Below are 23,707 nucleotides of genomic sequence, written 5' to 3' on the forward strand. Positions count from 1 at the left end.
AGGCAGGGATGCAACGATCGTCCCTTCATGCCGCCCTGCTGCTCGCCCCGCTGCTGCTGGCTGGCTGCATCCCCGTTGAGACGACGCCGGGCCGCAACGATACCCCCCCGCCTCGGCTGGACGCTGATGCGTCCGCCGTCGAACTGGTCGAGGCGGAACCGGTATGGACCGCGCAGCAGGTTGTCGCCAATGCGCAGAGCGTCACCGGCTCCATCTATGTCGTCCAGCCCGGCGATACGCTGCGCGGCATCGGCAATCGCAGCGGTGCCGGATCGGAAGCGATCGCGCGCGCCAATGGGCTGACGCCGCCCTTCGCCATTCGCGTCGGTCAGAAGCTGACGATACCCGGCGGCCGCTATCATCTGGTGGCGGAGGGGGAGACGGGGATTGCGATCGCATCCGCCTATGGCGTGGCGTGGAGCCGGATCGTGACGGCCAACGGGTTGAGCGAACCCTTCATGCTGCGGCGGGGCCAGCGACTGTTGCTGCCGGGCGACGCACCAGTGGCCGCGCCGGACCTGGAGCAGCGCGCCGCCGCTTTCCGCATCGATATTGACGATGTGCTGACCGGCGGCCAGCCTGCTGCGGCGGAAAATGCGCCGGTGGCCGTCGCATCGTCCCAGCCGCGCCCGCTGCCGACCAATGTGCCGATCGCCCAGCCCGCCAGCTTTACCGGCCGTTTCGCCTGGCCGGTCAAGGGCACGCTGCTATCGCGCTTTGGCCCCGGCGAGAGTGGCGCGAAGAACAATGGCATCGACATTGGCGTTCCGGCCGGCACCCCCATCCGAGCCACGGCGGACGGCGTCGTGGCCTATGCCGGTGACCGGGTGGCGGTGTTTGGCGGGCTGGTGCTGATCAACCATGGCAGCGGCTGGGTAAGCGCCTATGGCCATGCCAGCCGCGTCGATGTCGTGCGCGGGCAGAAAATAACGCGCGGCCAGATTGTCGGCCTGACCGGCGATACCGGCTATGCCAGCCAGCCCAAGCTGCATTTCGAACTGCGCAAGGACCGGGTGCCGGTAAACCCAATACCGCAATTGCCGTCCGCACCATGAGGGTGGACCGGGCGGCGTCGCGATCGACCGAAGGTTTCCTGCGGCGGCGATCGTCCATGCCGATGTGGGTGGATTTAAGCTGGCGCGTGGCGCTGGTCGTGGGTTTGATCAGCCTGGTGCTGCTGCTCCACTGGATCGGGCGCGATGGGCTGAAGGACAATCTCGACAATCATATCAGCTTTGTCGATGTGCTCTATTTCACCACCGTCACCGTGACGACGGTGGGTTATGGCGACATTGTGCCAGTGACGCCCGAAGCGCGCCTGTTCGAATCGCTGTTCGTCACGCCGATCCGGCTGTTCGTGTGGCTCATTTTCCTTGGCACAGCCTATTCGCTTTTCCTCCGCAACATCCTCTACAGGTGGCGCATGGCCCGCATACAAGCCGATCTGCACAATCACATCATCGTCACCGGCTTTGGCACCAGCGGGCAGGAAGCGGTGCATGAATTGCTGGCGCGCGGCACCGACCCGCGCGAGATTGTGGTGATCGACGGCAGCGAGCAGGCGCTGGAACTGGCCGAGGCGCAGGGGTGCAATATCTTGTGCGGCGATTCAACCCGCGACCGGACATTGAAGGACGTGGCGATCCACCGCGCGCGCAGCATGATCGTATCGGCCGGGCGCGACGATACGTCGATCCTGATCACGCTGACCGCCCGGCACCTCGCCCCGCGCCTGCCGATCAGCATCGTGGTGCGCAACGAGGATAACGAGCTGCCCGCGCGGCAGGCGGGCGCGACCACGGTGATCAATCCGGTCAGCTTTGCCGGGCTGCTGTTGGCGGGCAGCACCAGCGGCAAGCATATCGCCGATTATATGGCCGATTTGGCCGCGTCGGGTGGGCGGGTGAAACTCAATGAGCGGTTCGTGAAGCCGCAGGAGATTGGCGGGCCATTGTCGGCGATTTCCACCGGCCTTGGCGTGCGTGTCTATCGTGACGATCGGCCCATCGGCTTCTGGGAGGAAGGCGCACGGCAACTCCAGACCGGCGATCTGATCATCGAGATTGTCGAGGGTGATGGCGTCCGGGAGAGCCGCAAACTCGACTGATTGGACCGCTGGAACAGCGTTGCGTGACATTCCGCGCAAAAATCCCTATGTGCGCGACCATCATGGCAACCAAATTTCCTGACGCGCCGAAGATCGGCATGGTTTCGCTCGGCTGTCCGAAAAACCTGGTCGATAGCGAACGCATCCTGACCAAGCTGCGCTCCGACGGCTATCAGATGTCGCCCGACTATGCCGGGGCGGACGTCGTGCTGGTCAACACATGCGGCTTTCTCGATTCGGCGAAGGAGGAATCGCTGGAGGCCATTGGCGAGGCGATAGCCGAAAATGGCCGCGTCATCGTGACGGGCTGCATGGGCGACGAGGCGGAACTGATCCGCGCGAAATTCCCGCAAGTGCTGGCCGTCACCGGCGCGCATCAATATGAGCAGGTCGTCAACGCGGTGCATGACGCATCGCCGCCCGTCCCCAACGCCTTTGTCGATCTGGTCCCCGAAGGCGGGCTGAAACTGACGCCGCGCCATTACAGCTATTTGAAGATTTCAGAAGGCTGCAACCATCGCTGTTCCTTCTGCATCATCCCCTCGATCCGGGGCGATCTGGTGTCGCGACGGATCGACGCGGTGCTGCGTGAGGCGGAGAAACTGGTTCACGCCGGAACCAAGGAATTGCTGGTCATCAGCCAGGATACGTCCGCCTATGGCGTCGATACCCTGCATGAAAGCCGGTCGTGGAAGGGCCGTGATGTCCGCGCGCATATGACCGACATGGCGCGCGAACTGGGGCAGTTGCGCACGGCGGAGGGGCGCGCGCCCTGGGTGCGGCTCCACTATGTCTATCCCTACCCCCATGTCGATCATGTCATCCCGCTGATGGCCGACGGGCTGCTGACCCCCTATCTCGACATTCCCTTCCAGCACGCCGCGCCCACCATATTGAAGGCGATGAAGCGCCCGGCCAACGAAGCCAAGGTGCTGGACCGCATTCATAAATGGCGCGCGATCTGCCCCGACATCACGATCCGATCGACCTTCGTGGTCGGCTTCCCCGGCGAGACGGAGGCGGATTTCCAATATCTGCTCGACTGGCTGGACGAGGCGCAGCTTGACCGCGTCGGCGCGTTCCGCTTCGAGCCGGTCGAGGGTGCGGCGGCCAACTTGCTTGACGGCGCTTTGCCCGAAGAGGTCAAGGAAGAACGCTATCAGCGGATCATGGAAAAAACCGCCGCGATCAGCGCCGCCAAGCTCGCGGCCAAGGTCGGGCGTGTGCTGCCGGTGATCGTCGATGAAGTGGGCGAGCCGGACGAAGAGGATGGCTCGATCGGCGCGACCGCGCGCTCACAGGCTGACGCCCCGGAAATCGACGGCAATGTGTTCCTGCGCGATGTCGGCGAAGGGCGGAAGGCTGGCGACATGTTCGACGTGATGATCGAGGATGCCGACGAGCATGATCTGTACGGGGTGCCGGTTTAGGGGCATACGCTCCGTCATCCCGGCGAGAGCCGGGATCTCCCTTCTTCTGGTTCGAGTGGATCAAGAAAAGCGGGATCCCAGCATTCGCTGGGATGACGGACGCTAATTAATCGCCACAAACCCGTCCTGATACTCGGTCTTGATCGCCTTGCGCATCGCGGCATCGACCGGCAGCGCGACCTCATACGTCCCTTCCGCATAGGGCCCGGCGCTATAGGGGCCGACCACGACGGTGACGCCGTCGATCAGCTTGCCGTCCTTTGACGTCAGCACCAGCACCTGCTCCATCGGGTCGATGCACTGGGTAAATTCATCGTCACCCCGCACCACCGGCGCGCCGCGTTTTTCCGCGCGTTGCTTGTCCAGTTCGGCGCAGAAGCGGTCGCGGATGGCGGCGGCGAAGGCCGCAGGCGTGGTCATCACCGCCTTGACGCTGGTTTCGCGGCTGCGCGCCTTGTCCCATAGCAAGCTGTCATAGCCGGTCATGCCATGCGCGCCGCCAGTAAAGACATAGGTTTGCGACTGGAGCGCCAGAAAGCGCGGGGTGTCGGCGGAGACGCTCCACTCTGTTTCCAGACTATGCGCGTGGAAGGGGAAGCCTGATTCTTTCGCCGCCGCGCTATCCTCCTTCGCCATTTTCAGCGCATCGGCCTTCGATGTCGCCAATTGCTTGCCGAATTTGTCCACCAGCGCGGGGATGGCGGCCGCCTGCGCCGGATAGGCATAGGCGAACTCCAGCAACGCGCTTTTGTCCTTTTGCGCAAAGGGCTTGGCGGGGGGAGCCGGTGGCGGCGTGCCGACCATCTTGTCAGCGAAGCGGGACGCCGCGACATTGGCCGCCGCGTTGCCGCTACCCTCCTCCTGCGAGGGGGTGCAGGCGACCAAGAGCATCGCGGCGATACCCAACAGCCCCGCCGACCGGGCCAGCTCCCTGTATCGCATCAGTCTGCGCCGCATCAGTGCGCCCGTGCAGCGCGGCAGCGTTCGCCGATCGCCTTGCGCGCATAGTCGCTTTGCAGCGCCTGCCCGGCATTGGGCCAGCCTTCGGCGATCAGCGCCTGTTCGACGGCATGGCCATTGTCGAAATGGCCGCTCTCCGCCAGCGCATAAGCGCGGGCGCGGGCGGCCTGGAGGCCGCGGTCATCGGAATGAATCATCGTCTCTCTCCTTGGCATTTTGTGATGGGAATGAAGCTAGGCCTCACCGGCGCGGGACGCAAATGGGGAAAGGGCGACATGTGCGATGCAGGCGATGCAATTTCGTACTTTCCATCACTTGCGCCTTTCTCCTACACCCACGCCATGACCGATTATTCAGCCTTGCTCAAAGCCGACAACAAGCAACCCGCCCGTTCGATCCAGCTGATCGAGGCGACAGGCTATGACGATTGGCTGGCGACCCAGCCGGAGCGGGTCCGCACGATCGTGGCGGCGCAGAAATTTCAGGGCAAGCCGGGCGAACAGGCGATCGTGCCGGGCGAGGCTGCGGGCGACTGGTGGGTGGTGGCCGGTATCACCAGCAAGGCCGCGCCCGGTCCCTGGTGTCTTGCAAAACTCGCAGAGACCTTGCCCGAAGGCACATATCGGCTGGCGGAAGGATCACCCGATGCAGCGGCCCTGGGCTGGCTGACGGCGCATTACCGGTTCGACCGTTATCGCAAGGAGGATGGCACCGTCGGGCCGCGCGTGCTGCTGACCAGCGACGTCGCGCGGATCGAGGCGACCGTGCAACTGGCGCAGGCGATCGCGCTGGTGCGCGACCTCGTCAACACGCCCGCCGCTGACATGGGACCGGCCGATCTGGAAACAGCGGTGGCGCAAGTCGGCAAGGCGTTCGGGGCCAGCGTCAGCACGACGCGCGGCGATGCGCTGGAACAGGGTTATCCGATGATCCACGCCGTGGGCAAGGCAGCGGACAAGAGCTTTGCCCCGCGCCTGATCGAACTGACATGGGGTGATCCCGCCGCGCCGCGCATCGCGATCGTTGGCAAGGGTATCTGCTTCGACAGCGGCGGGCTTGACATCAAGCCATCGTCTGGGATGCGGCTGATGAAGAAGGATATGGGCGGCGCGGCTCATGCGCTGGCGCTGGCGCAGCTGATCATGGGGGCGCGGCTGCCGGTGCGGCTGCACCTGCTGATCCCGGCGGCGGAAAATGCGATCAGCGGCAATGCCTTCCGCCCCGGCGACATATTGCAGACGCGCAAGGGGCTGACGGTAGAGATTGGCAATACCGATGCCGAAGGACGGCTGGTGCTGGGCGACGCGCTGACCCGCGCGGGGGAGGAAAAGCCGGAACTGATCATCGACTATGCCACGCTGACCGGCGCGGCGCGGGTGGCGGTGGGGCCGGACCTGCCCGCTTTGTTTGCCAATGACGAGCAACTCGCGGCGGAGATGGCGGCTGCGGGCGCAGCGGTCGACGACCCGACCTGGCGGCTGCCCTTGTGGGATGGCTATGCCGACATGCTCAAATCCGACATTGCCGACATCAACAATGCGGGCGAAGGCGGCTTTGCCGGCGCGATCACGGCTGCGCTGTTCCTCAAGCGCTTCGTGCCGGACGATGTGGCCTGGCTGCATCTGGATACATTCGCCTGGCGACCGGCGGCGAAGCCGGGTCGCGCCAAGGGCGGCGAGGCGCTGGGATTGCGTGCGGTTTTCCGCCTGTTGCAGCAGCGCTACGGGCGCGATTGACTCCAGCACGATTGTACCCAGCCGTTACGCAACCGGATTGGCCATCGTGCGTTAAGGCCACATGAACGCTCATCCAGCCACAGATCATTCGCCCGCAATCGACCGGCCCGGCCTGTTGCCGCTGACTCACTGGATGCGCACCCTGGTCGATTATGTCCGGTCGGGGAAACCTGACCTGACCAACCGCCAGATGGCATTGATGATGACCGTTTATATCGGCGAAGGGCCTCATACGGTGCGCGGCCTGGCCGAAGCGCTGCATGTGTCAAAACCCGTGATCACCCGCGCCCTGAACAAATTATCGGCGCTCGGCTACCTTCGCCGTGAGCGCGATGTGAGCGACCGGCGCAATATTTTCATCACCCGGACCCCCAAAGGGGCGGAATTTCTTGACGCCTTTCACCTTTTCATCGCAGGAACCGCGCGCGATGACAGGTATGAACAGCCCCGCGCGGAACGGACCGCCTGAAAGAACCCGCTTCAAGCTGGACGGGCGTTCCGTCGCGCTCGACCGCCGCATCCATGCCGCGCGCGGCGACCTGGCCGACCTGGCATTGGCTGGCACATTATTTTCCGCCCATTATGCCCGCGCCGTCGCCCTCACCTGCGTTGCGCCCGGCACGCCTATCCTGAGCGCGCCATCGGCGAGCGGAGAAGCGGTCAGCGAATTGCTGCGCGGCGAGACATTCCATGCGCTGGACGTGATGACCGACTGGGCCTGGGGCTTTTGCGGGCATGACGGCTATGTCGGCTATATCAGGCGCGAAGCACTGGACGTGCTGGAACCTGTCAGCCACCGGATCATTGCCGAGACCGCGCCTTTGTTCCGCGCGCCAGACATCAAGGCACCGATCGCCGATTATTGGCCGGGCGGCGCGCTGTTTTCGGGGGAGGCGGAGGATGGCTTCATCGCCTGCGCCGAAGGCTTCATCCATGCGCGCCACGCCGCCCCGCTCGACGCCCCTGCGGCGGACTGGGTCGCGGTGGCGGAGCGTTATCTGGGCCAGCCCTATGTCTGGGGCGGGCGCGGGCATCGCGGCATCGACTGTTCGGGGCTGGTGCAGGTGGCGCTGGGCCAATGCGGCCTGTCCGTGCCTCGCGACACCGACCTGCAATGCGAAGGGATCGGCAATCCGATCGACAGCGACGCCGTCTTGCAGCGCGGCGATATCCTCTTCTTCCCCCGCCATGTCGGCATCATGATCGACGGCAAGACGCTGCTCCACGCCAATGCGCACTGGATGGCGGTAGTCGCCGAGCCGCTGGTCGATGTGGTCGCGCGGCTGGCCGGGGACCATGCCCAACCCATCATCGCGCGGCGGAGGATCGGCGCATGACCACACAGGTTTTCATCGACGGCGGCCATGGCACCACCGGCATCGAAATCGCCGACCGGCTGGCCGGACGTCCTGAACTCTCGCTGATCCGGCTGGACGAAAAGGATCGCAAGGATGCAGGCGCGCGCCGCGATGCGCTGAACGCCGCGGACGTCGTGATCCTGTGCCTACCCGACGATGCCGCGCGCGAAGCCGTGGCGCTGATCGACAATGACCGCACCTGTGTGATCGACGCATCGACGGCGCATCGGGTGGCGGATGGCTGGACCTACGGCTTTCCCGAACTGGAGCCGGGGCATCGCGAGACGCTGGCCGCCAGCCGCTTCGTTGCCAATCCGGGTTGCTGGCCGACCGGCTTTCTGGCGCTGGTGCGGCCGCTGTCGCTCGCCGGGCTGCTGCCTGCCGACTGGCCGGTCACCGTATCGGGCGCGTCGGGCTATTCGGGCGGCGGCAAGGCGATGATCGCGGAATATGAAGGCGCAGGCGGCGCACCCACCGCGTTCCGCGCCTATGGCCTCAGCCTCGCGCACAAGCATGTGCCGGAAATGACGCGCTATTCCGGCCTGACTCACGCGCCGCTTTTCGCGCCTGCTGTCGCCAACGCCTATCGCGGGATGCTGGTGGAAGTGCCGCTGCAATTGCACGCCATGCCCGGAGCGCCTGCACTGGCAGATGTTCATACCACGCTGGCGGCCGCCTATGCCGGATCGCCAATCGTCAGCGTTGCGCCGCTGGCCGACAGCGACGCCATGGGCGCAATCGAGCTGGAGCAGGTCGGCGCGACCGACCGGCTGCAACTCTTCGTGTTCGGCAATGCGACCAGTGGCCAGGCGCGGCTGGTCGCGGCGCTCGACAATCTGGGCAAGGGTGCGGCAGGCGCGGCGGTGCAGAATCTCAATATTTTGGCGGGACTGCCTGAGACGGCGGGTCTGCGGCTTTAAGCTTTCATCCGTTCGTTTCGAGCGGCTGTTGCCTAAATCAGTGAATCGTCCCCAGCGGCTGGTCATAGGTCAGCAGCACGATGAGCCGTTCGATCTGCCGCCAGTGGCAGAAATGGATATGATTGCCCACGTCCAGACTGCGGTCGGCGCGCGCGGCAGCTTCGTATCCGGCATTGTCACCGAACAGCGCCATCAACTCGGCGGCATCCTCATAGCTCTTTCGACCCGAAAGATATGGCAACTGCATTGCGACCCCCATTTGTTTTTTTGGCGACATGTATTGGTTGGCTACCACCTTCAATCCCCGTGCCATTTCAGTGCCTTGGTGTAGCAGGCGGGATGCGAGGGTGAACGGGGCGTTAGCCAAGTCCCATCACGGGACAGCCATCCCGTAACGGCACGATGCGTCCCGCATCCGCACGCCGTCAAAGCCGCTGGCCTTGCCCCGCCGTCCATGGCAAGGGGCTGGGCATGAGCAATGACAGGAAAGACCCGACCGGCGCGGGCGCGATCATCGCCTTCCTCATCCTGGGGGGTGCAATCACCGGCGGGCTGATGGGCCAGCCCAGCATCGGCCTGCTGGCGGGCGTTGGCGCGGGCATCGTGATCGCGCTGCTGCTGTGGCTGCGCGACCGGCGCAAATAAGCGACGCGGCCAGCCCCATCCGCCTTGCCCGACGCGGCATCGCGACATAGATGAGGGGAATGAACAAGCATCTGATCGCCCTCCCGCTCGTCGTCCTCACTTTGGCCGGCGGCGCATTCCTCTATTTCGCGCAAGGCGACACGGCGCAATTGCCGCCCGGCGCGGATATGGGACGCGAACCGGTGTTCACCGGGCCACGCAGCGAGATGATCCCCACGGTCAATATCGCCGAAGTGAAGCCATGGACCGCCGGCGAAAAGCCGGTGCCGGCCAAGGGGTTGTCGGTGGCGCGCTTTGCCGAGGGGCTGTCCCATCCCCGCTCGCTGCTGCTTCTACCCAATGGCGATGTGCTGGTGGCCGAAACCAACAGCCCGCCCCGCCCGACCGGCGGCATCGTCAACCGGGTGATGAATTATCTGATGAACAAGGCGGGCGCGGGCGATCCGTCGCCCAACCGCATTTCGCTGCTGCGTGACGCCGATGGCGACGGGCGGGCGGAGACGAAAACCGCCTTCCTGACCGGACTGAATTCGCCCTATGGCATGGCGCTGCTGGGCAACACATTGTTCGTCGCCAATACCGACGCGCTGATGGCCTATCCCTACAAGCCGGGCGATACGAAGATCAGCGCGCCGGGCCGCAAGATATTGAACCTGCCCGCGCAGGCGCCCAACATGCACTGGACCCGCAGCCTGACCGTCAGCCCCGAAGGGCTGCTCTATGTCGGCGTCGGGTCGAACAGCAATATCGGCGAAAATGGGCTGGAAAGCGAAGCCAACCGCGCGTCGGTGCTGGAAGTGAACCCCCGGACCGGCGACTATCGCATCTGGGCGTCGGGGATGCGCAATCCGGTGGGCCTGGCCTTTGAACCCAAGAGCGGCGCGCTGTGGGGCGTGGTCAATGAACGCGACATGCTGGGCAGCGACCTGGTGCCCGATTATCTGGCGCGAGTTGAATTTGGCGGCTTCTATGGCTGGCCATGGAATTATTGGGGCGGGTATGAGGATCGCCGGGTCCAGCCGCAACGTCCGGAAATCCGCGAATATACCAAGCGGCCAGACTATGCGCTGGGCAATCATGTCGCACCGCTGGGCCTGACCTTCGCGGACAAGGTGACGCTAGGTGCACCTTATGCCGACGGCGCGTTCGTGGGCCTCCACGGCAGCTGGAACCGCAAGCCGGCGGCGGGTTACAAGGTCGTGTTCGTCGGCTTTGCCGATGGCGAGGCGGGCAAGGCCAAGCCGGTCGATGTGCTGACCGGCTTTCTGGACAAGGATGGCAACGCGCATGGTCGCCCGGTGGACGTGACCGCCGACGCGAAGGGCGCGCTGCTGGTCAGCGACGATGTCGGCGGCATTGTGTGGCGGGTGACGAAGGGGAAGTGATTTGAGGTTTGCGTGCTCCCGCGCAGGCGGGAGCCCAGTTCCAGCCTCTCAACTGGGCTCCCGCCTGCGCGGGAGCACGCTCCATCAAATATGCAACCCGTTGCGCCCCGCCAGTTCGACGACATATTGCCACGCAACCCGGCCCGACCGGCTGCCGCGCTGGGTTGCCCACTGGATCGCTTCCAATGGATCGAAACTGATCCCCAGTTTCGCCGCATAGCCGCCAACGATCGCGACATAGGCGTCCTGATCGAGCGCGTGAAAGCCAAGGCTCAGGCCAAAGCGGTCGGACAGCGCCATCCGGTCATCGACCACATCGCGCGGATTGATCGGGTCATCCTGCTCCGACAGATGGCGCGGCACGATATGGCGGCGGTTTGACGTCACATAGAGGCGCACATTGGCGGGACGCGCGGCGGTGCCGCCCTGAAGCAGCGACCGCAGCGACCGGGCGTCCCCCACGCCTTCGTCAAAGCCCAGATCATCGAGGAACAGGATGAAGGGCCGGCTCGTCCCGCGCAGCAGCGAGAAGAGCGTGGGCAGGCTCGCCAGTTCATCGATCGCGCATTGCAGCAGGGCGATGTCCTGCCCCTCCCCCTGCAACTGGCCGACGACGGATGCGACCACCGCCGACTTGCCGGTCCCGCGCGCGCCCCATAGCAGCACGTCATGCGCGGCATGGCCCGCCGCATGACGGCGGCTATTGTCGAGCAAAGCACCCTTCTGCGCGTCGATCCCGGTCAGCAGGTCATAGTCCACCGGCGCGAACGCCTCGACCGCGCGGATCGCGCGACCGTCCCAGACATAGGCTGGCGACGCGGCAAGATCGGCGGACAGTGCGGGCGGCGGCGCGAGCCGTTCGAGCGCCTGGGCAATGCGGTTGAGGAGTTCGTCGGTCATGGCGCGGGCTTAAACGGCGATGGGCGTTGCGGCAAGCATCCGCGCCCCGATTCCCGCCGCTGTCATGCGACTGACGCAATGGCCTTTTACTCGGTGGGATCGCCGTCTATATCGCGGGGGCCGTGACCATCGCCAATCCAGCCTATTCCACCCGATCCTGCCGTTATGGCGCGGAATCCCTGCGTGAGGCAGCCTTGCTGATCCGCGCCGGGGAGCCGGTGGCGGTGCCAACCGAAACCGTTTATGGCCTGGCCGCCGATGCGACTGACAGCCACGCCGTCGCCGCCATCTACAGCGCCAAGGGGCGGCCCAGTTTCAATCCGCTGATCGTCCATGTCGCCGACCGGGAGATGGCGGAGCGGCTGGCGGATTTCTCCGCTGTCGCCAGGACGCTGGCCGACCGCTTCTGGCCGGGGCCGTTGACTTTGGTGCTGCCGATGCGGGCCGATAGCGGCCTCTCCCCGCTAGTCATGGCCGGCCTGCCCACCGTAGCGCTGCGCCTGCCCGCCCACCCCGCGATGCGCGCGCTGATCCGCGAGAGCGGGCGACCACTCGCCGCGCCATCGGCCAATCGCAGCGGATCGATCAGCCCGACGCGCGCCGAGCATGTGCTGGCCAGCCTCAATGGCCGGGTGCGGATGATATTGGATGAAGGGCCGACCAGCGAAGGCGTGGAATCGACCATCGCCGCGCCGGAACATGACCATGTCCGCCTGCTCCGCCCCGGCCCGGTGACGGCGGCGATGCTGGAGGAAGCGACCGGCCTGCCGGTTATGATCGGCAAGGCCGGGGGCAAGATCGAAGCGCCCGGCCAACTCGAAAGCCATTATGCGCCGTCCAAACCGGTGCGGCTCAACGCGATGCGCGCGGAGCGGGACGAATATCTGATCGGCTTCGGCCTGATGCCCTGCCACATCAATCTCAGCCCGGAAGCCGACGTGCGGGAGGCCGCGGCCAATCTATTCGCGGCGCTTCACATTGCCGACGCCAGCGCGCAGCAGCGCATCGCCGTTGCGCCCATTCCCGAAGAGGGGGTCGGCGCGGCCATCAACGACCGGCTAAAACGCGCCGCGGCTTGAGTTTGAAAATGAGGTGAAACTCCAAGCTCCGTTCGTTTCGAGCGAAGTCGAAACCTGCGTGCCACCGTTTCTCGACTTCGCTCGAAACGCACGGGTCAAGGTGACGTCATCGCGCTTAATCGCAATTGTCGTAACCCGCATCCTCGCACTGGCGGCGGCGTTCCTTGTCCGCCTTCTTGCGCACCTTGCCATCGCGCGCTTCCTGCTCGCGCATCTTGCGGCCATAATTGCGATCGGCTTCATCCTGGCTGGTCGTCGCCCAGTCCGCCGCCTGCGCGCCCGCGCGCACCGGCATCGTCGCGATATCCAGCGCCGTCTTGGCGATACAGCCGGGCAGAGCCAGCAGCATCAGCGGCGCGGCCAGCATCATCATCTTGTTCATCATCAGTCCCCCGACTTGGTTCGCCGCCGTCCTGGCACAGGCCACCTTAACCGCAGCCTAAGCCAAACACAAAAAGCGGCGAAACCTGTCGCGGAAAATCAACCGTCAATCCTGTCGGCAAAGCCCTTGCGCAGTTTCGCGAGCTTTGGCGGGATCACGGCCATGCAATAGGGGTTACGGTCGCCGACCCGGTCCCAATATTGCTGATGATAATCCTCCGCCGGATACCAGGGACCGTCCGGCTCTATCGTGGTGACGATCGGATCGTCATGGTCCGCCTGCGCCCGGCCGATCGCGACCTTGGCCTCGGCCTCCTGTTCCGGCGAACGGGGGAAGATGGCGGATCGATATTGGGTGCCGACATCATTGCCCTGGCGATTGAGCGTCGTGGGATTGTGCGTCGCAAAGAAAATGTCGAGCAGATCGGCATAGCTGATGACGTCAGGGTCGAAACTGATGCGGATCGCCTCGGCATGGCCGGTCGTGCCGGAACAGACCTGCTCATAGGTCGGGTCGGGCTTTTCCCCGCCAATATAACCGCTCTCGACCGCGGATACGCCTTTGAGGTTCTGATACACCGCTTCGGTACACCAGAAGCATCCGCCTGCGAGTGTCGCGATTTCTTGCGCCATCTGTCCATTCCTATCCATGTTGGCCACACAGATAGGAACGCTCAGGCCGCCGTTCCAGCCTCCGCCGTCACGCCGCCGCTTTCGCCCGTTCCTCGGCCACCAGTTCCTTACGGGACAGCTTGCCGACCAGCGTGCGCGGCAGGTTCAGCCGCACCTCGACCTCACACACCCGCTCATGCTTGCCCAGTTGCGGATTGAGCCAGTCTTTGAGCGCCGCGCCGTCAATCTGCGCATCCTCGATCAGCGTCACGAACGCCTTGGGCTGTTCACCGCGATAATGGTCGGGAATGCCGATCACCAGCGCCTCCTTGACCATCGGATGATGATAGAGGACCGCCTCGACCTGGCTCGGAAACACTTTGAAGCCGCCGACGGCGATCATGTCCTTGAGCCGGTCGACGATGCGGACATAGCCATCCTCGTCTATTTCGCCCACGTCGCCGGTGCGGATGAAATCGCCGATGAATACTTCGGCGTCGGCATCGGGCCGGTTCCAATAGCCCTTCATGATCTGCGGCCCGGCGAACAGCAATTCACCCGGCTCTCCGGGCGGCGGTGGCCTGGTCGGATCTTCGCGATCGACCAGCTTCACCCGCGTCCCCGGCACCGGCTGCCCCACCGTCCCGGTCTTGTTCAGCCCCTCATAGGGGTTGGAACAGACGATCGGGCTGGTTTCGGTGAGGCCATAACCTTCGATCAGCTTGGCGCCCGTGGCCGCCTCGAACCGTTGCCGCACTTCCAGCGGCAGCGGCGCGCCGCCCGAAATACAGGCGCGCAGCGAGGAAAAGTCGATGTTGCGGATCGCGGGATGATCCAGCAGCGCCTGGAACATGGTCGGCACGCCGGGCAGCGACGTCGCCTTCACCCGCTGCACCGCCGCCAGCACCTGCGCCGCGTCGAAACGGGGCAGCATCACCATCTCGCCGCCGTTCATCACGGTGCGGTTGAGGGTGCAGGTATTGGCGAATACATGGAAGAAGGGCAGCACCGCGATGATGCGGTCCTCCTCATTGGCGTGCGGGTCGATCGCCTGCGCCTGCCGGGCATTGGCGGTCAGATTCTGGTGGGTCAGCATCGCGCCCTTGGGCGTGCCGGTGGTGCCGCCAGTATATTGCAGCAGGGCGATGTCCCGCTCCGGGTCGATCGGCGGCACGGTGCAGTCGCCCGCATTGGCGATCAGCCGGTCATAGCGCAACACGCGCGGATCGTCCGGCAACGGCACGGACTCGCTCGCCTTGAACAGGCGGAACAGCACGGATTTGACCGGGGGCAGCATCTCCGCCACCGATCCGACGACCAGCTTCTCCAGGCTGCTATGATCCAACACCTGCAAGGCGGTGGGCAGCAGCGCCTTGGCCGACAGGGTGAACAGGATTTTGGTCCCGCTATCCTCGACCTGATGCTCCAGTTCGGCAGCAGTGTAGAGGGGAGAGAAATTGACGACGATCGCGCCCGCGATCAGCGCGCCATAATAAGCCGCGACATAATGGGGGGTGTTGGGCAGATAGAGGCCGACCCGGTCGCCCTTTTTCACACCCATCGCCTGCAAACCACAGGCGATGCGGCGGATTTGCCCGAACATCGTGCCATAGCTGAACCGGCGCCCCATGAAATCGATCATCGGCGCATCGGGGTGGGCCAGCGCACTGGTGGTGACCATTTCCCCCATCGACATCGGGGCGAACGTCCGGTCCCAGACGGTGGGGTGCTGATAATGCTCCCGCCAGATTTTTTCTATGCTCTCCATGAGTGAAGTCTATGGAGAATGGCTGCTTTACGCAAGCGTCAACCACAGCAAAAAGGGCCGCGTCGGTTACCCGGCGCGACCCTTGAAAATGCTGCATTGCAGCGACTTAGGACGGTCGCCGAATGACGCTACGGCATCACACCGCGCCCTTGTTGTTGCTGAACGGATCAAGGATGGTGGCGACGCCGGAAATCAGTTCTGCTTCGCTGCGCAGAGCCTCATCAGCACGCCGCGCATTGTCGTCACGCTCACGCCGCAGCTCCTCGATCAGCGCCGCACGGTCGCCATCCAGACGCGAATCGGTCGGTGCCTCGATGCCCAGCTTCTTGGCGGTCTTGGCCACCAGAGCGTCCAGTTCGCGCTGCGAACACAGGCCCAGCGTCACCGGGTCTTTGGGCGTGATGTTGGAAATGTTCCAGTGGGTCCGGTCGCGGATCGCCGCGATGGTGGTGCGGGTGGTGCCGATCAGCTTGCCGATCGCGCCGTCCGACACTTCGGGATGGTTGCGCAGGATCCAGGCGATGCCATCAGGCTTGTCCTGGCGCTTGGACACCGGCGTGTAGCGCGGCCCCTTGGTGCGACGGACAGGCTCCGGGCCTTTCAGCATCTTGAGCTTGTAGTCGGGGTTCTGCTCGCCCTTGTGGATTTCGTCCATGGTGATTTCATGGGCGCGCACCGGGTCACGGCCGGTATATTTGGTGCTGGCGGTATCGTCGGCGATTGCCTGCACTTCCAGGATGTGAAGCCCGCAAAATTCAGCGATCTGGTCAAAGCTCAGAGCGCTGTTGTCGACCAGCCAGCTGGCGGTCGCATGGGGCATGAGTGGCTGGGACACGGGAACATTCTCCGGCACAAAAACGATAAGGGCCGCCCAAGCAGGGCGGCCGCGACCGTCTGGAGATAGTCGATCATCCCCGCTGGAGCAAGGAAAAGCGTCAGGCCGCGCTATCCAGCCCCAACCGGTCAATGGTGTGCAGCCCCGCCAGGAACTCGCGCGCGCTGCGTTCCCAGCTGAAGCTGCGGCCATAGGCGGCGCAGGCGGCCCGGTCACAGCTTAGCGCTCCGGCAATCGCCTGCCCCAGATCATCCGACAGCGCGCCGCTTTCCGGGGTCACAATGTCCACCGGCCCCGTGACGGGATAGGCCGCGACCGGCGTGCCGCAGGCCAGCGCCTCGATCATCACCAAGCCGAACGTGTCGGTGCGGCTGGGGAAAACGAACACGTCGGCCCCGGCATAGGCACCCGCCAGCGCCTCCCCGAACAATGGTCCCATGAAATGCGCCTCTGGGTAGCGCCGCTCCAGCGCCGCGCGCGCCGGGCCATCGCCCACCACCACCTTGGTGCCGGGATGATCGGTGGCGAGGAACGCCTCCAGATTCTTCTCCACCGCCACCCGACCGACAGCCAGCATGATCGGCCGGGGCAGGTCGGCAAACAGCGTGGGCGGCGGCGCGTCGGGGGTGAAGGCACTCAGGTCCACCCCCCTGCCCCAGGGCCGCACATTGTTCAGCCCATGCGCGCGCAGTTGCGCGCGCACCGACCCGGTCGATACCAGCACCGCCTGCGCAGACCCGTGAAACCAGCGAATATAGCGCCAGAACCAGGCCGCAGGCAGGCCGGTCCGCTGCGCCACATAATCGGGGAAATGGGTGTGATAGGCGGTGGTGAACGGCACATGCTCCCGCAAGCACCAGCGCCGCGCCGCCAGGCAGAGCGGCCCTTCCGTCGCCAGATGCACGGCATCCGGTTGGAAGGCCGCAATCGCCTGCCCCACCACGCCCGGCCGCACCAAGGCCAGCCTTATTTCTGGATAGGTCGGGCAGGGAATGGAGCCATAAAGATCAGGCGAAATCACCTGAACCTCATGCCCCATCGCCTCCAGCTCCGCCCGGATCGTCTGGAGCGTGCGCACCACGCCATTGACCTGCGGGGTCCAGGCATCGGTGACGATCATAATGCGCATTTGGTCACCTCACTCACCATGTTCCCGCGCAGGCGGGAACCCAGTTTAACGGCCGGACTGGGTTCCCGCCTGCGCGGGAACACGCGGCATAATATCTTAGGCGGCAATCCGCGCCGGCTCGTCCCGTGCCTCCCGCGCGGCAATCTCATCCGCCCAGTGCAGCACTTCCATCCGTCCGCCCTCATGCTCGACCAGAGCGGTGCAGCCTTCCACCCAGTCGCCATCATTATAATAAGCGACGCCGCCAATCTCGCGCATTTCGGCATTGTGGATATGCCCGCACACCACGCCATCGACGCCGCGCGCACCCGCTTCATGCGCGACCACTTCCTCGAACTGGGAGATGAAGGATACGGCGTTCTTGACCTTGTGCTTGGCCATTTTGCTGAGCGACCAATAGGGCAGCCCCATGCGCTGCCGCACCGCATTGACCACGACATTCAGCCGCATCAGCGTGGTGTAGGCCGCGTCCCCCACGAACGCCAGCCAGCGGTGCGCCAGCATGATCGTGTCGAATTCATCGCCATGCAGCACCAGCAGCTTGCGCCCGTCGGCGGTGGTATGGATCGCCTTGCGCCTTATTTCCACGCCACCGAAATTCATGCCGGTGAACTGGCGGAACATTTCGTCATGATTGCCGGGAATATAGACGACCCGCGTGCCGCGCTTGGCGCGTTTCATCAGCCGCCACACCACGTCATTATGGCTGGCCGGCCAGTAAAAACGCTTCTTCAGCCGCCAGCCGTCGATGATGTCGCCCACCAGATAGATGGTGTCGCTGTCCACATTGTCGAGGAAATCGATCAGCATCGCCGCGTTGCAGCCGCGCGTGCCAAGATGGATGTCGGAAATCCAGATCGTGCGAAACCGGCGACGCTCGCCCTGCGTCCGTTCGGGCACGGAAAATGGCTCTGCGCCGTCCTCCGGCAGGTCCGCCAGAAATGGCAGGCGCGTGATGGCGTTCATGATACGATCCTACAAAGACTGATGCCCTCAGGACCGGTTCCCTAGCGCCGCAATGTTACAGTTCCGAAGGGATTATGACGGAAATGCTACGGTTTGCGGGGTTTTCTGCTCCCCCTCCCGCCTGCGGGAGGGGGGTGGGGGGTGGGCCAACGCACCCTCAAACCACCAGCACGATCTTCCCGAAATGCTCGCCCGCATCCATCCGCGCGTGCGCCTTGGCCGCCTCCGCCAGCCCGAACCGCTGATCCATCGCCGGGCGCAACTTCCCTTCCTCGACGAACGACCACACCGTCCGCACCAGTTCATCGGCCACCAGGCTCTTGAACCCCACCGACCGCGCCCGCAGCGTCGATCCGGTGATCGTCAGCCGCCGCTGCATGATCGCGGGAATGAATATATTGGCCTTCACCCCGCCCAGCACCGCGATCGACACATGCCGCCCATCCTCGGCCAGGCACTCCAGGTTGCGCGGCAGATAATCGCCGCCGACCATGTCCAGCACCGCCTGAACGCCCTGCCCGCCGGTGATCCGCTTCACCTCCGCGACATAGTCCTGGGTCTTGTAATTGATCGCCTCGTCCGCGCCCCACGCCCTGGCAGCCGCGCATTTCTCATCCGACCCGCAGGTGACGATGACACGCACGTCGAACAGGTTGCACAGGCGGATCGCCATCGTGCCGATCCCGCTGGTCCCGCCATGCACCAGCACCGTGTCACCACCCACCGCATAGGCACGCTCGAACAAATTGGTCCACACGGTAAACAAAGTCTCCGGCAGCGCCGCCGCCTCGACCATGTCATAGCCGTCCGGCACCGGCAGGCATTGCCCCGCAGGCGCCACCGCATATTCCGCATAGCCCCCGCCAGCCAGCAACGCGCAAACCCTCTGCCCCACCAGCAACTCCGCCCCGCGCCCGGCCGCCACGACCGTGCCGGACACCTCCAGCCCCGGAATGTCCGAAGCGCCGGGCGGCGGCGGATATTTGCCCTGTCGTTGCAGCACATCGGGCCGGTTCACCCCGGCAGCAGCGACCCGGATCAGCACTTCGTCATCGCCCGGCACCGGCACCGCGCGCCGCTGTGGCACCAGCGCATCAGGACCACCCGGCACAGGAATGGCAATCGCCATCATCTCGCCCGGTACGCGGTTGCCGTCGGCCATCGTCGCTTCCCCCAAAAACACGCTCATGCTGCACCGCACAAAAATCGACAGGCAGAACGAGCGCCCTTATTGACAGAGTGGCCCGCAGGGTCAACATTACGCTTTATGGACAAGGATGATGATCTCCCCCGCCGGGCTGACGATCCACTGGCCCGGCTGCACGCGCAGGATCTGGACCCCTTGTCCGTGGCTGAACTGGACGCCCGCATCGCCGCTCTCAAGGCGGAAATAGCGCGGACAGAAGCGAAAATGGAATACGCCGTTAACCATAAGGCAACTGCCGAGGCGTTATTCAAGCGATGAACCCGCGCCTTGCCCCACGCACCCTTTTGACGGGTTCTACCGGGTACGGTCAGTCTGGCAATTCCGCAGGTCGGGACGCACGTCTTGATCCGGCGTCGAGCAATGCCGACATAAGGTTCAAGACCGCCCCTTTATCGGGCCAGGAGTAGAACAGACATGCCTTCTTTCGCCCCCGCTCTGGAAACCACCCTGCACAATGCGCTGACCCATGCGTCGGAACGCAAGCATGAATATGCGACGCTGGAGCATCTGCTGCTGGCGCTGATCGACGACGAACATGCGTCCAAGGTGATGCAGGCGTGCGGCGTGGAAATCGGCGAGCTGGGCGACGCGGTCACCCAATATCTCGACACCGAACTCGACAGCCTCAAGGTGGAGGGCGCATCCGACCCCTCCCCCACCAGCGGATTCCAGCGCGTGGTCCAGCGCGCCATTCTCCATGTGCAATCGTCCGGCAAGGATGAAGTGACCGGGGCAAACGTCCTCGTCGCGCTCTTTTCCGAACGCGAAAGCTATGCCGTCTATTTCCTGCAACAGCAGGATATGAGCCGTCTCGATGCCGTGAGCTTCATCAGCCATGGCGTCGGCAAGGGTACGCCCGCGCCTGAGCGTCAGGAGACCAAGGGGGCAGCCGAAGAGGAGAAGAAGGTGCAGGACGGCAAGGGTAAGAAGGACAGCGCCCTCGATCAGTTCACCGTCAACCTCAATGAGAAGGCGGCGCGCGGCAAGGTCGATCCCCTCATCGGGCGCGCGTCGGAGGTGGACCGCACCATCCAGATCCTGTGCCGCCGCTCAAAAAACAACCCGCTCTATGTCGGTGATCCCGGCGTCGGCAAGACCGCTATTGCCGAAGGTCTGGCGCGCAAGATCATCGAGGGCGAAGTGCCTGATGTGCTGAAAGAAGCCGTCATCTACTCGCTCGACATGGGCGCACTGCTGGCCGGCACCCGCTATCGCGGCGATTTTGAGGAGCGGCTGAAAGCGGTCGTCACCGAGCTGGAAAAACTGCCCCACGCGGTCCTCTTCATCGACGAAATCCACACCGTCATCGGCGCTGGCGCGACCAGCGGCGGCGCGATGGATGCGTCCAACCTGTTGAAACCCGCTCTGTCGGGCGGCACGATCCGCTGCATCGGATCGACCACCTACAAGGAATTCCGCAACCATTTCGAGAAGGACCGGGCGCTGCTGCGCCGCTTCCAGAAGATCGACGTCAACGAACCTACGATCGAGGATACGATCAAGATCCTCGCCGGGCTGCGCACCGCGTTCGAGGAGCATCATCACGTCCGCTACACGCCCGACGCGATCAAGGCGGCGGTGGAACTGTCCGCCCGCTACATCAACGACCGCAAATTGCCCGACAAGGCGATCGACGTGATCGACGAAGTCGGCGCAATGCAGATGCTGGTCGTGCCAAGCAAGCGCAAGAAGGTGATCACCCCCAAGGAGATCGAGCTGGTCATCGCGACCATGGCCCGCATCCCGCCCAAGACGGTCTCGTCCGACGACAAGAGCGTGCTGGAATCGCTGACCACCGACCTGAAGCGCGTCGTTTTTGGCCAGGACAGGGCGATCGAAGTGCTGTCCTCCGCGATCAAGCTGTCGCGTGCAGGCCTGCGTGATCCCGACAAGCCGATCGGCAACTATCTCTTCTCCGGCCCCACCGGCGTCGGCAAGACGGAGGTGGCGCGCCAGCTCGCGACCCTGCTCGGCATCCCGCTCCAGCGCTTCGACATGTCGGAATATATGGAACGCCACTCGGTCAGCCGCCTGATCGGCGCGCCTCCGGGCTATGTCGGCTATGATCAGGGTGGCCTGTTGACCGACGCCGTCGACCAGCAACCGCACAGCGTCCTGCTGCTCGACGAAATCGAAAAGGCGCACCCGGACCTGTTCAACATATTGTTGCAGGTGATGGATAATGGCCGCCTGACCGACCATCACGGCAAGACCGTCGATTTCCGCAACACCATCCTCATCATGACCACCAATGCCGGTGCGTCGGACATGGCGAAGGAATCGATCGGTTTTGGCGAACTGACCCGCGAGGATGTGCAGGAGGATGCGGTGAAAAAGCTCTTCACCCCGGAATTTCGCAACCGCCTCGATGCGATCGTCCCCTTCGGCTACCTCCCGCCGGAAATCGTCGCCCGCGTCATCGACAAGTTCGTCCTGCAACTCGAACTGCAACTGGCCGACCGCGACGTCCACATCACCCTGGATCAGGACGCCAAGGACTGGCTCACCAAGAAGGGCTATGACAAGCTCTACGGCGCCCGCCCGATGGGCCGCCTGATGCAGGAAAAGATCAAGCAACCGCTGGCCGAGGAACTGCTCTTCGGCAAGCTGGTCCATGGCGGCGAAGTCCATGTCCATATGAAGGACGAAGCCCTGGCGTTTGAAATCACCCCGGCAGCCCCCAAAAAGGGCAAGAAGGGCGGCAAGGCCAAGACAAGCGAAGCCACCAAATAAGCGCGACGACCAACGCAAATGAAAAGGGCGGCCCGCAAAGGCCGCCCTTTTTATCTTACAAACCTTCTCCCGCCGGCGGGAGAAGGATATGAAGTTTTACCGGCTCTGCCGGTTAGGCGAAGTTGGATGAGGGGGGTTATCGCTCCGTTGGTGTTGCAACCTCGGTAATCGGGGCTAGTTTCCCACGATGCGTATATATGACCGCCTCTATAATCTGCGCCGCCGCTATTTCGGTACTTGGGCCGTTGAAGATCCTCGTCCGATCCATAACGAAGCCCCATACACATTCTTTCTGCCGACCGCTGAGGAGATCATGGCTTTGCGGCCAGGTGACCTCGTTAAACTGACCATCAAAGGCTCACCAGCGGGTCTCGAATATGATGCCGAAAGAATGTGGGTCATTCTTGACTCGCTTGGGCCAGAGGAGTGGCAGGGCCGTCTGGACAATGCTCCGTGCGACATGCCTCAGTTACAACCTGGCGATCGCATCTGCTTTCAACCTCATAATATTATTGACCTTCAATATGAAGGCGAACGCGACGTCGTGGAAACTCCACCAATCCGACAATATTGGGAGCGATGCCTTGTCGATAGCTGTGTCGTGGATGATGGTATCCCAATATATTTTATCTATCGCGAAGAGCCTGAACTGGAGCAGGATGGTGATCGATATCCTGACAGTGGCTGGCGCATCCGGGGGGATTACCGCGATATAAGCGATGAAGAACTCAACACCCGGAAGATGGAATATATCGCAATCGGCAAGGTATTGAACGCGGACGATAGCTGGCTACACCTGATCGATGAACCTGTCGGCTGCGCCTACATTCGCGATTTTTCTACCGGAACATATCATATCATCGACTAGTCGCTCAGGAGTCCCCATGATCCTCACCCTCTACACCAACCCCATGTCGCGCGGCCAAATCGCCCGCTGGATGCTGGAGGAGGTCGGCGCGCCCTATGACACCGTCATCCTCGATTACGCCACCACCATGAAATCCCCCGACTATCTCGCCATCAACCCGATGGGCAAAGTCCCCGCGATCGTCCACAACGGCACCATCGTCACCGAATGCGCCGCCATCTGCGCCTATCTCGCCGACGCCTTCCCCGCCGCCAACCTCGCCCCGCCCACCAGCGCACGCGGCGCTTATTATCGCTGGCTCTTCTTCGCCGCTGGCCCGGTCGAAGCCGCCATCACCAACAAGGCGATGGGCTTCGTCCTGCCCGAAGGGCGGGATCGCAGCGCGGGCTATGGATCGCTCGACGCGGTGCTGGACACGCTCGAACAGGCGGTATCGGGGACGACATGGATTTGCGGCGATCAGTTCACCGCCGCCGACGTCTATGTCGGATCGCAGATCGACTGGGGCCTGACCTTCGGCACCATGCCGGAACGCCCCGCCTTCACCGCCTATGCGGCGCGCCTGCGCGCCCGCCCGGCCTATCAGCGCCAGAAGGAGATCGACGGCGCCCTCATCGCGGCGATGCAGAAACAGCCCTGATCCCACCCACCCCGTACTCCCGCAAAGGCGGGAGTCCAGTCCGGCGCT

At 64.0% G+C, this 23,707-nt stretch carries 25 protein-coding genes; 14 read left to right on the forward strand and 11 right to left on the reverse strand.

Translation table 11 applies throughout. The features are described from left to right. Positions 1 to 8: 8 nt before the first annotated feature. Genes D0Z70_RS04970 through rimO form a run of 3 tightly spaced genes read left to right on the forward strand, consistent with a single transcriptional unit; the run spans position 9 to position 3,537 of the window. Positions 9 to 1,055 (forward strand): M23 family metallopeptidase, encoded by a 1,047-nt coding sequence (locus D0Z70_RS04970; protein ID WP_239018816.1) that lies wholly within the window; start codon positions 9 to 11, stop codon positions 1,053 to 1,055. Next, positions 1,052 to 2,107 carry a potassium channel family protein gene (locus tag D0Z70_RS04975; RefSeq protein ID WP_119744325.1) on the forward strand — a complete coding sequence of 352 codons (1,056 nt, stop codon included), beginning with the start codon at positions 1,052 to 1,054 and terminating at the stop codon, positions 2,105 to 2,107. Before D0Z70_RS04970 ends, D0Z70_RS04975 begins: the two co-directional genes overlap by 4 nt. Before the next feature lie 47 nt (positions 2,108 to 2,154). Further along, positions 2,155 to 3,537 carry a 30S ribosomal protein S12 methylthiotransferase RimO gene (gene rimO, locus D0Z70_RS04980; RefSeq protein WP_182913853.1) on the forward strand — a complete coding sequence of 461 codons (1,383 nt, stop codon included), beginning with the start codon at positions 2,155 to 2,157 and terminating at the stop codon, positions 3,535 to 3,537. Between the two features lie 102 nt (positions 3,538 to 3,639). Here rimO and D0Z70_RS04985 read toward each other — a convergent pair whose 3' ends face one another. Next, complete coding sequence (locus D0Z70_RS04985) at positions 3,640 to 4,479, reverse strand: PdaC/SigV domain-containing protein (protein WP_119744446.1); 840 nt, start codon at positions 4,477 to 4,479, stop codon at positions 3,640 to 3,642. 14 nt (positions 4,480 to 4,493) lie between these two features. Beyond that, positions 4,494 to 4,694, reverse strand: a complete 201-nt coding sequence (locus tag D0Z70_RS04990; RefSeq protein WP_119744326.1) for a hypothetical protein — start codon at positions 4,692 to 4,694, stop codon at positions 4,494 to 4,496. A 144-nt stretch (positions 4,695 to 4,838) separates the two neighbouring features. Here D0Z70_RS04990 and D0Z70_RS04995 point away from each other — a divergent pair, with 144 nt between their 5' ends. The 4 genes from D0Z70_RS04995 to argC all read left to right on the forward strand — a co-directional run bounded on the left by D0Z70_RS04995 (position 4,839) and on the right by argC (position 8,511). Then, positions 4,839 to 6,233, forward strand: coding sequence for a leucyl aminopeptidase family protein (locus D0Z70_RS04995; protein WP_119744327.1), 1,395 nt, complete (start codon positions 4,839 to 4,841; stop codon positions 6,231 to 6,233). A 61-nt stretch (positions 6,234 to 6,294) separates the two neighbouring features. Next, on the forward strand, positions 6,295 to 6,702 hold the full coding sequence (locus tag D0Z70_RS05000) for a MarR family transcriptional regulator (RefSeq protein WP_119744328.1): 408 nt from the start codon (positions 6,295 to 6,297) through the stop codon (positions 6,700 to 6,702). Then, the gene (locus D0Z70_RS05005) at positions 6,662 to 7,570 is read left to right on the forward strand and encodes a C40 family peptidase (protein WP_119744329.1); all 909 of its coding nucleotides are present in this window, start codon (positions 6,662 to 6,664) and stop codon (positions 7,568 to 7,570) included. The genes D0Z70_RS05000 and D0Z70_RS05005 overlap by 41 nt, the downstream gene beginning before the upstream one ends. After that, complete coding sequence (gene argC / locus D0Z70_RS05010) at positions 7,567 to 8,511, forward strand: N-acetyl-gamma-glutamyl-phosphate reductase (protein ID WP_119744330.1); 945 nt, start codon at positions 7,567 to 7,569, stop codon at positions 8,509 to 8,511. The genes D0Z70_RS05005 and argC overlap by 4 nt, the downstream gene beginning before the upstream one ends. A gap of 37 nt (positions 8,512 to 8,548) precedes the next feature. Here argC and D0Z70_RS05015 read toward each other — a convergent pair whose 3' ends face one another. After that, positions 8,549 to 8,758 (reverse strand): hypothetical protein, encoded by a 210-nt coding sequence (locus D0Z70_RS05015; RefSeq protein ID WP_182913841.1) that lies wholly within the window; start codon positions 8,756 to 8,758, stop codon positions 8,549 to 8,551. Positions 8,759 to 8,982: 224 nt separating this feature from the next. Here D0Z70_RS05015 and D0Z70_RS24830 point away from each other — a divergent pair, with 224 nt between their 5' ends. Further along, complete coding sequence (locus D0Z70_RS24830) at positions 8,983 to 9,156, forward strand: hypothetical protein (protein WP_182913842.1); 174 nt, start codon at positions 8,983 to 8,985, stop codon at positions 9,154 to 9,156. A 59-nt stretch (positions 9,157 to 9,215) separates the two neighbouring features. Continuing rightward, positions 9,216 to 10,541 (forward strand): PQQ-dependent sugar dehydrogenase, encoded by a 1,326-nt coding sequence (locus D0Z70_RS05020; protein ID WP_119744331.1) that lies wholly within the window; start codon positions 9,216 to 9,218, stop codon positions 10,539 to 10,541. Between the two features lie 84 nt (positions 10,542 to 10,625). Here D0Z70_RS05020 and D0Z70_RS05025 read toward each other — a convergent pair whose 3' ends face one another. Continuing rightward, positions 10,626 to 11,441, reverse strand: coding sequence for an ATP-binding protein (locus D0Z70_RS05025; protein WP_119744332.1), 816 nt, complete (start codon positions 11,439 to 11,441; stop codon positions 10,626 to 10,628). A 122-nt stretch (positions 11,442 to 11,563) separates the two neighbouring features. Between D0Z70_RS05025 and D0Z70_RS05030 the strand changes: the two genes are divergently transcribed. Beyond that, positions 11,564 to 12,520 carry an L-threonylcarbamoyladenylate synthase gene (locus D0Z70_RS05030; RefSeq protein ID WP_119744333.1) on the forward strand — a complete coding sequence of 319 codons (957 nt, stop codon included), beginning with the start codon at positions 11,564 to 11,566 and terminating at the stop codon, positions 12,518 to 12,520. 115 nt (positions 12,521 to 12,635) lie between these two features. Here D0Z70_RS05030 and D0Z70_RS05035 read toward each other — a convergent pair whose 3' ends face one another. The 7 genes from D0Z70_RS05035 to D0Z70_RS05065 all read right to left on the reverse strand — a co-directional run bounded on the left by D0Z70_RS05035 (position 12,636) and on the right by D0Z70_RS05065 (position 19,400). Beyond that, entirely contained in the window at positions 12,636 to 12,902 is a 267-nt protein-coding gene (locus D0Z70_RS05035) for a hypothetical protein (protein WP_119744448.1), read from the reverse strand. 98 nt (positions 12,903 to 13,000) lie between these two features. Continuing rightward, positions 13,001 to 13,534, reverse strand: coding sequence for a peptide-methionine (S)-S-oxide reductase MsrA (gene msrA / locus D0Z70_RS05040; protein WP_119744334.1), 534 nt, complete (start codon positions 13,532 to 13,534; stop codon positions 13,001 to 13,003). A gap of 67 nt (positions 13,535 to 13,601) precedes the next feature. Further along, positions 13,602 to 15,281 (reverse strand): AMP-binding protein, encoded by a 1,680-nt coding sequence (locus D0Z70_RS05045; protein ID WP_119744335.1) that lies wholly within the window; start codon positions 15,279 to 15,281, stop codon positions 13,602 to 13,604. Positions 15,282 to 15,417: 136 nt separating this feature from the next. Next, positions 15,418 to 16,101 carry a DUF1013 domain-containing protein gene (locus D0Z70_RS05050; protein ID WP_119744336.1) on the reverse strand — a complete coding sequence of 228 codons (684 nt, stop codon included), beginning with the start codon at positions 16,099 to 16,101 and terminating at the stop codon, positions 15,418 to 15,420. Between the two features lie 115 nt (positions 16,102 to 16,216). Beyond that, the gene (locus tag D0Z70_RS05055) at positions 16,217 to 17,245 is read right to left on the reverse strand and encodes a glycosyltransferase family 4 protein (protein ID WP_119744337.1); all 1,029 of its coding nucleotides are present in this window, start codon (positions 17,243 to 17,245) and stop codon (positions 16,217 to 16,219) included. A gap of 96 nt (positions 17,246 to 17,341) precedes the next feature. Then, positions 17,342 to 18,211 carry a UDP-2,3-diacylglucosamine diphosphatase gene (locus D0Z70_RS05060; protein WP_119744338.1) on the reverse strand — a complete coding sequence of 290 codons (870 nt, stop codon included), beginning with the start codon at positions 18,209 to 18,211 and terminating at the stop codon, positions 17,342 to 17,344. Positions 18,212 to 18,368: 157 nt separating this feature from the next. Next, the gene (locus D0Z70_RS05065; protein ID WP_239018817.1) at positions 18,369 to 19,400 is read right to left on the reverse strand and encodes an NAD(P)H-quinone oxidoreductase; all 1,032 of its coding nucleotides are present in this window, start codon (positions 19,398 to 19,400) and stop codon (positions 18,369 to 18,371) included. 78 nt (positions 19,401 to 19,478) lie between these two features. Between D0Z70_RS05065 and D0Z70_RS05070 the strand changes: the two genes are divergently transcribed. From D0Z70_RS05070 to D0Z70_RS05085, 4 genes are all read left to right on the forward strand, one after another. Further along, complete coding sequence (locus D0Z70_RS05070) at positions 19,479 to 19,676, forward strand: DUF1192 domain-containing protein (protein WP_006953215.1); 198 nt, start codon at positions 19,479 to 19,481, stop codon at positions 19,674 to 19,676. A gap of 156 nt (positions 19,677 to 19,832) precedes the next feature. After that, entirely contained in the window at positions 19,833 to 22,151 is a 2,319-nt protein-coding gene (gene clpA, locus D0Z70_RS05075; protein WP_119744339.1) for an ATP-dependent Clp protease ATP-binding subunit ClpA, read from the forward strand. A 187-nt stretch (positions 22,152 to 22,338) separates the two neighbouring features. Then, positions 22,339 to 23,019 carry an immunity protein Imm33 domain-containing protein gene (locus tag D0Z70_RS05080; protein WP_119744340.1) on the forward strand — a complete coding sequence of 227 codons (681 nt, stop codon included), beginning with the start codon at positions 22,339 to 22,341 and terminating at the stop codon, positions 23,017 to 23,019. A 16-nt stretch (positions 23,020 to 23,035) separates the two neighbouring features. After that, complete coding sequence (locus tag D0Z70_RS05085; RefSeq protein ID WP_119744341.1) at positions 23,036 to 23,659, forward strand: glutathione S-transferase family protein; 624 nt, start codon at positions 23,036 to 23,038, stop codon at positions 23,657 to 23,659. Positions 23,660 to 23,707: the final 48 nt, after the last annotated feature.

Origin of the sequence: Sphingobium terrigena (genome assembly GCF_003591655.1) — a bacterium.
GTDB lineage: Bacteria > Pseudomonadota > Alphaproteobacteria > Sphingomonadales > Sphingomonadaceae > Sphingobium > Sphingobium terrigena.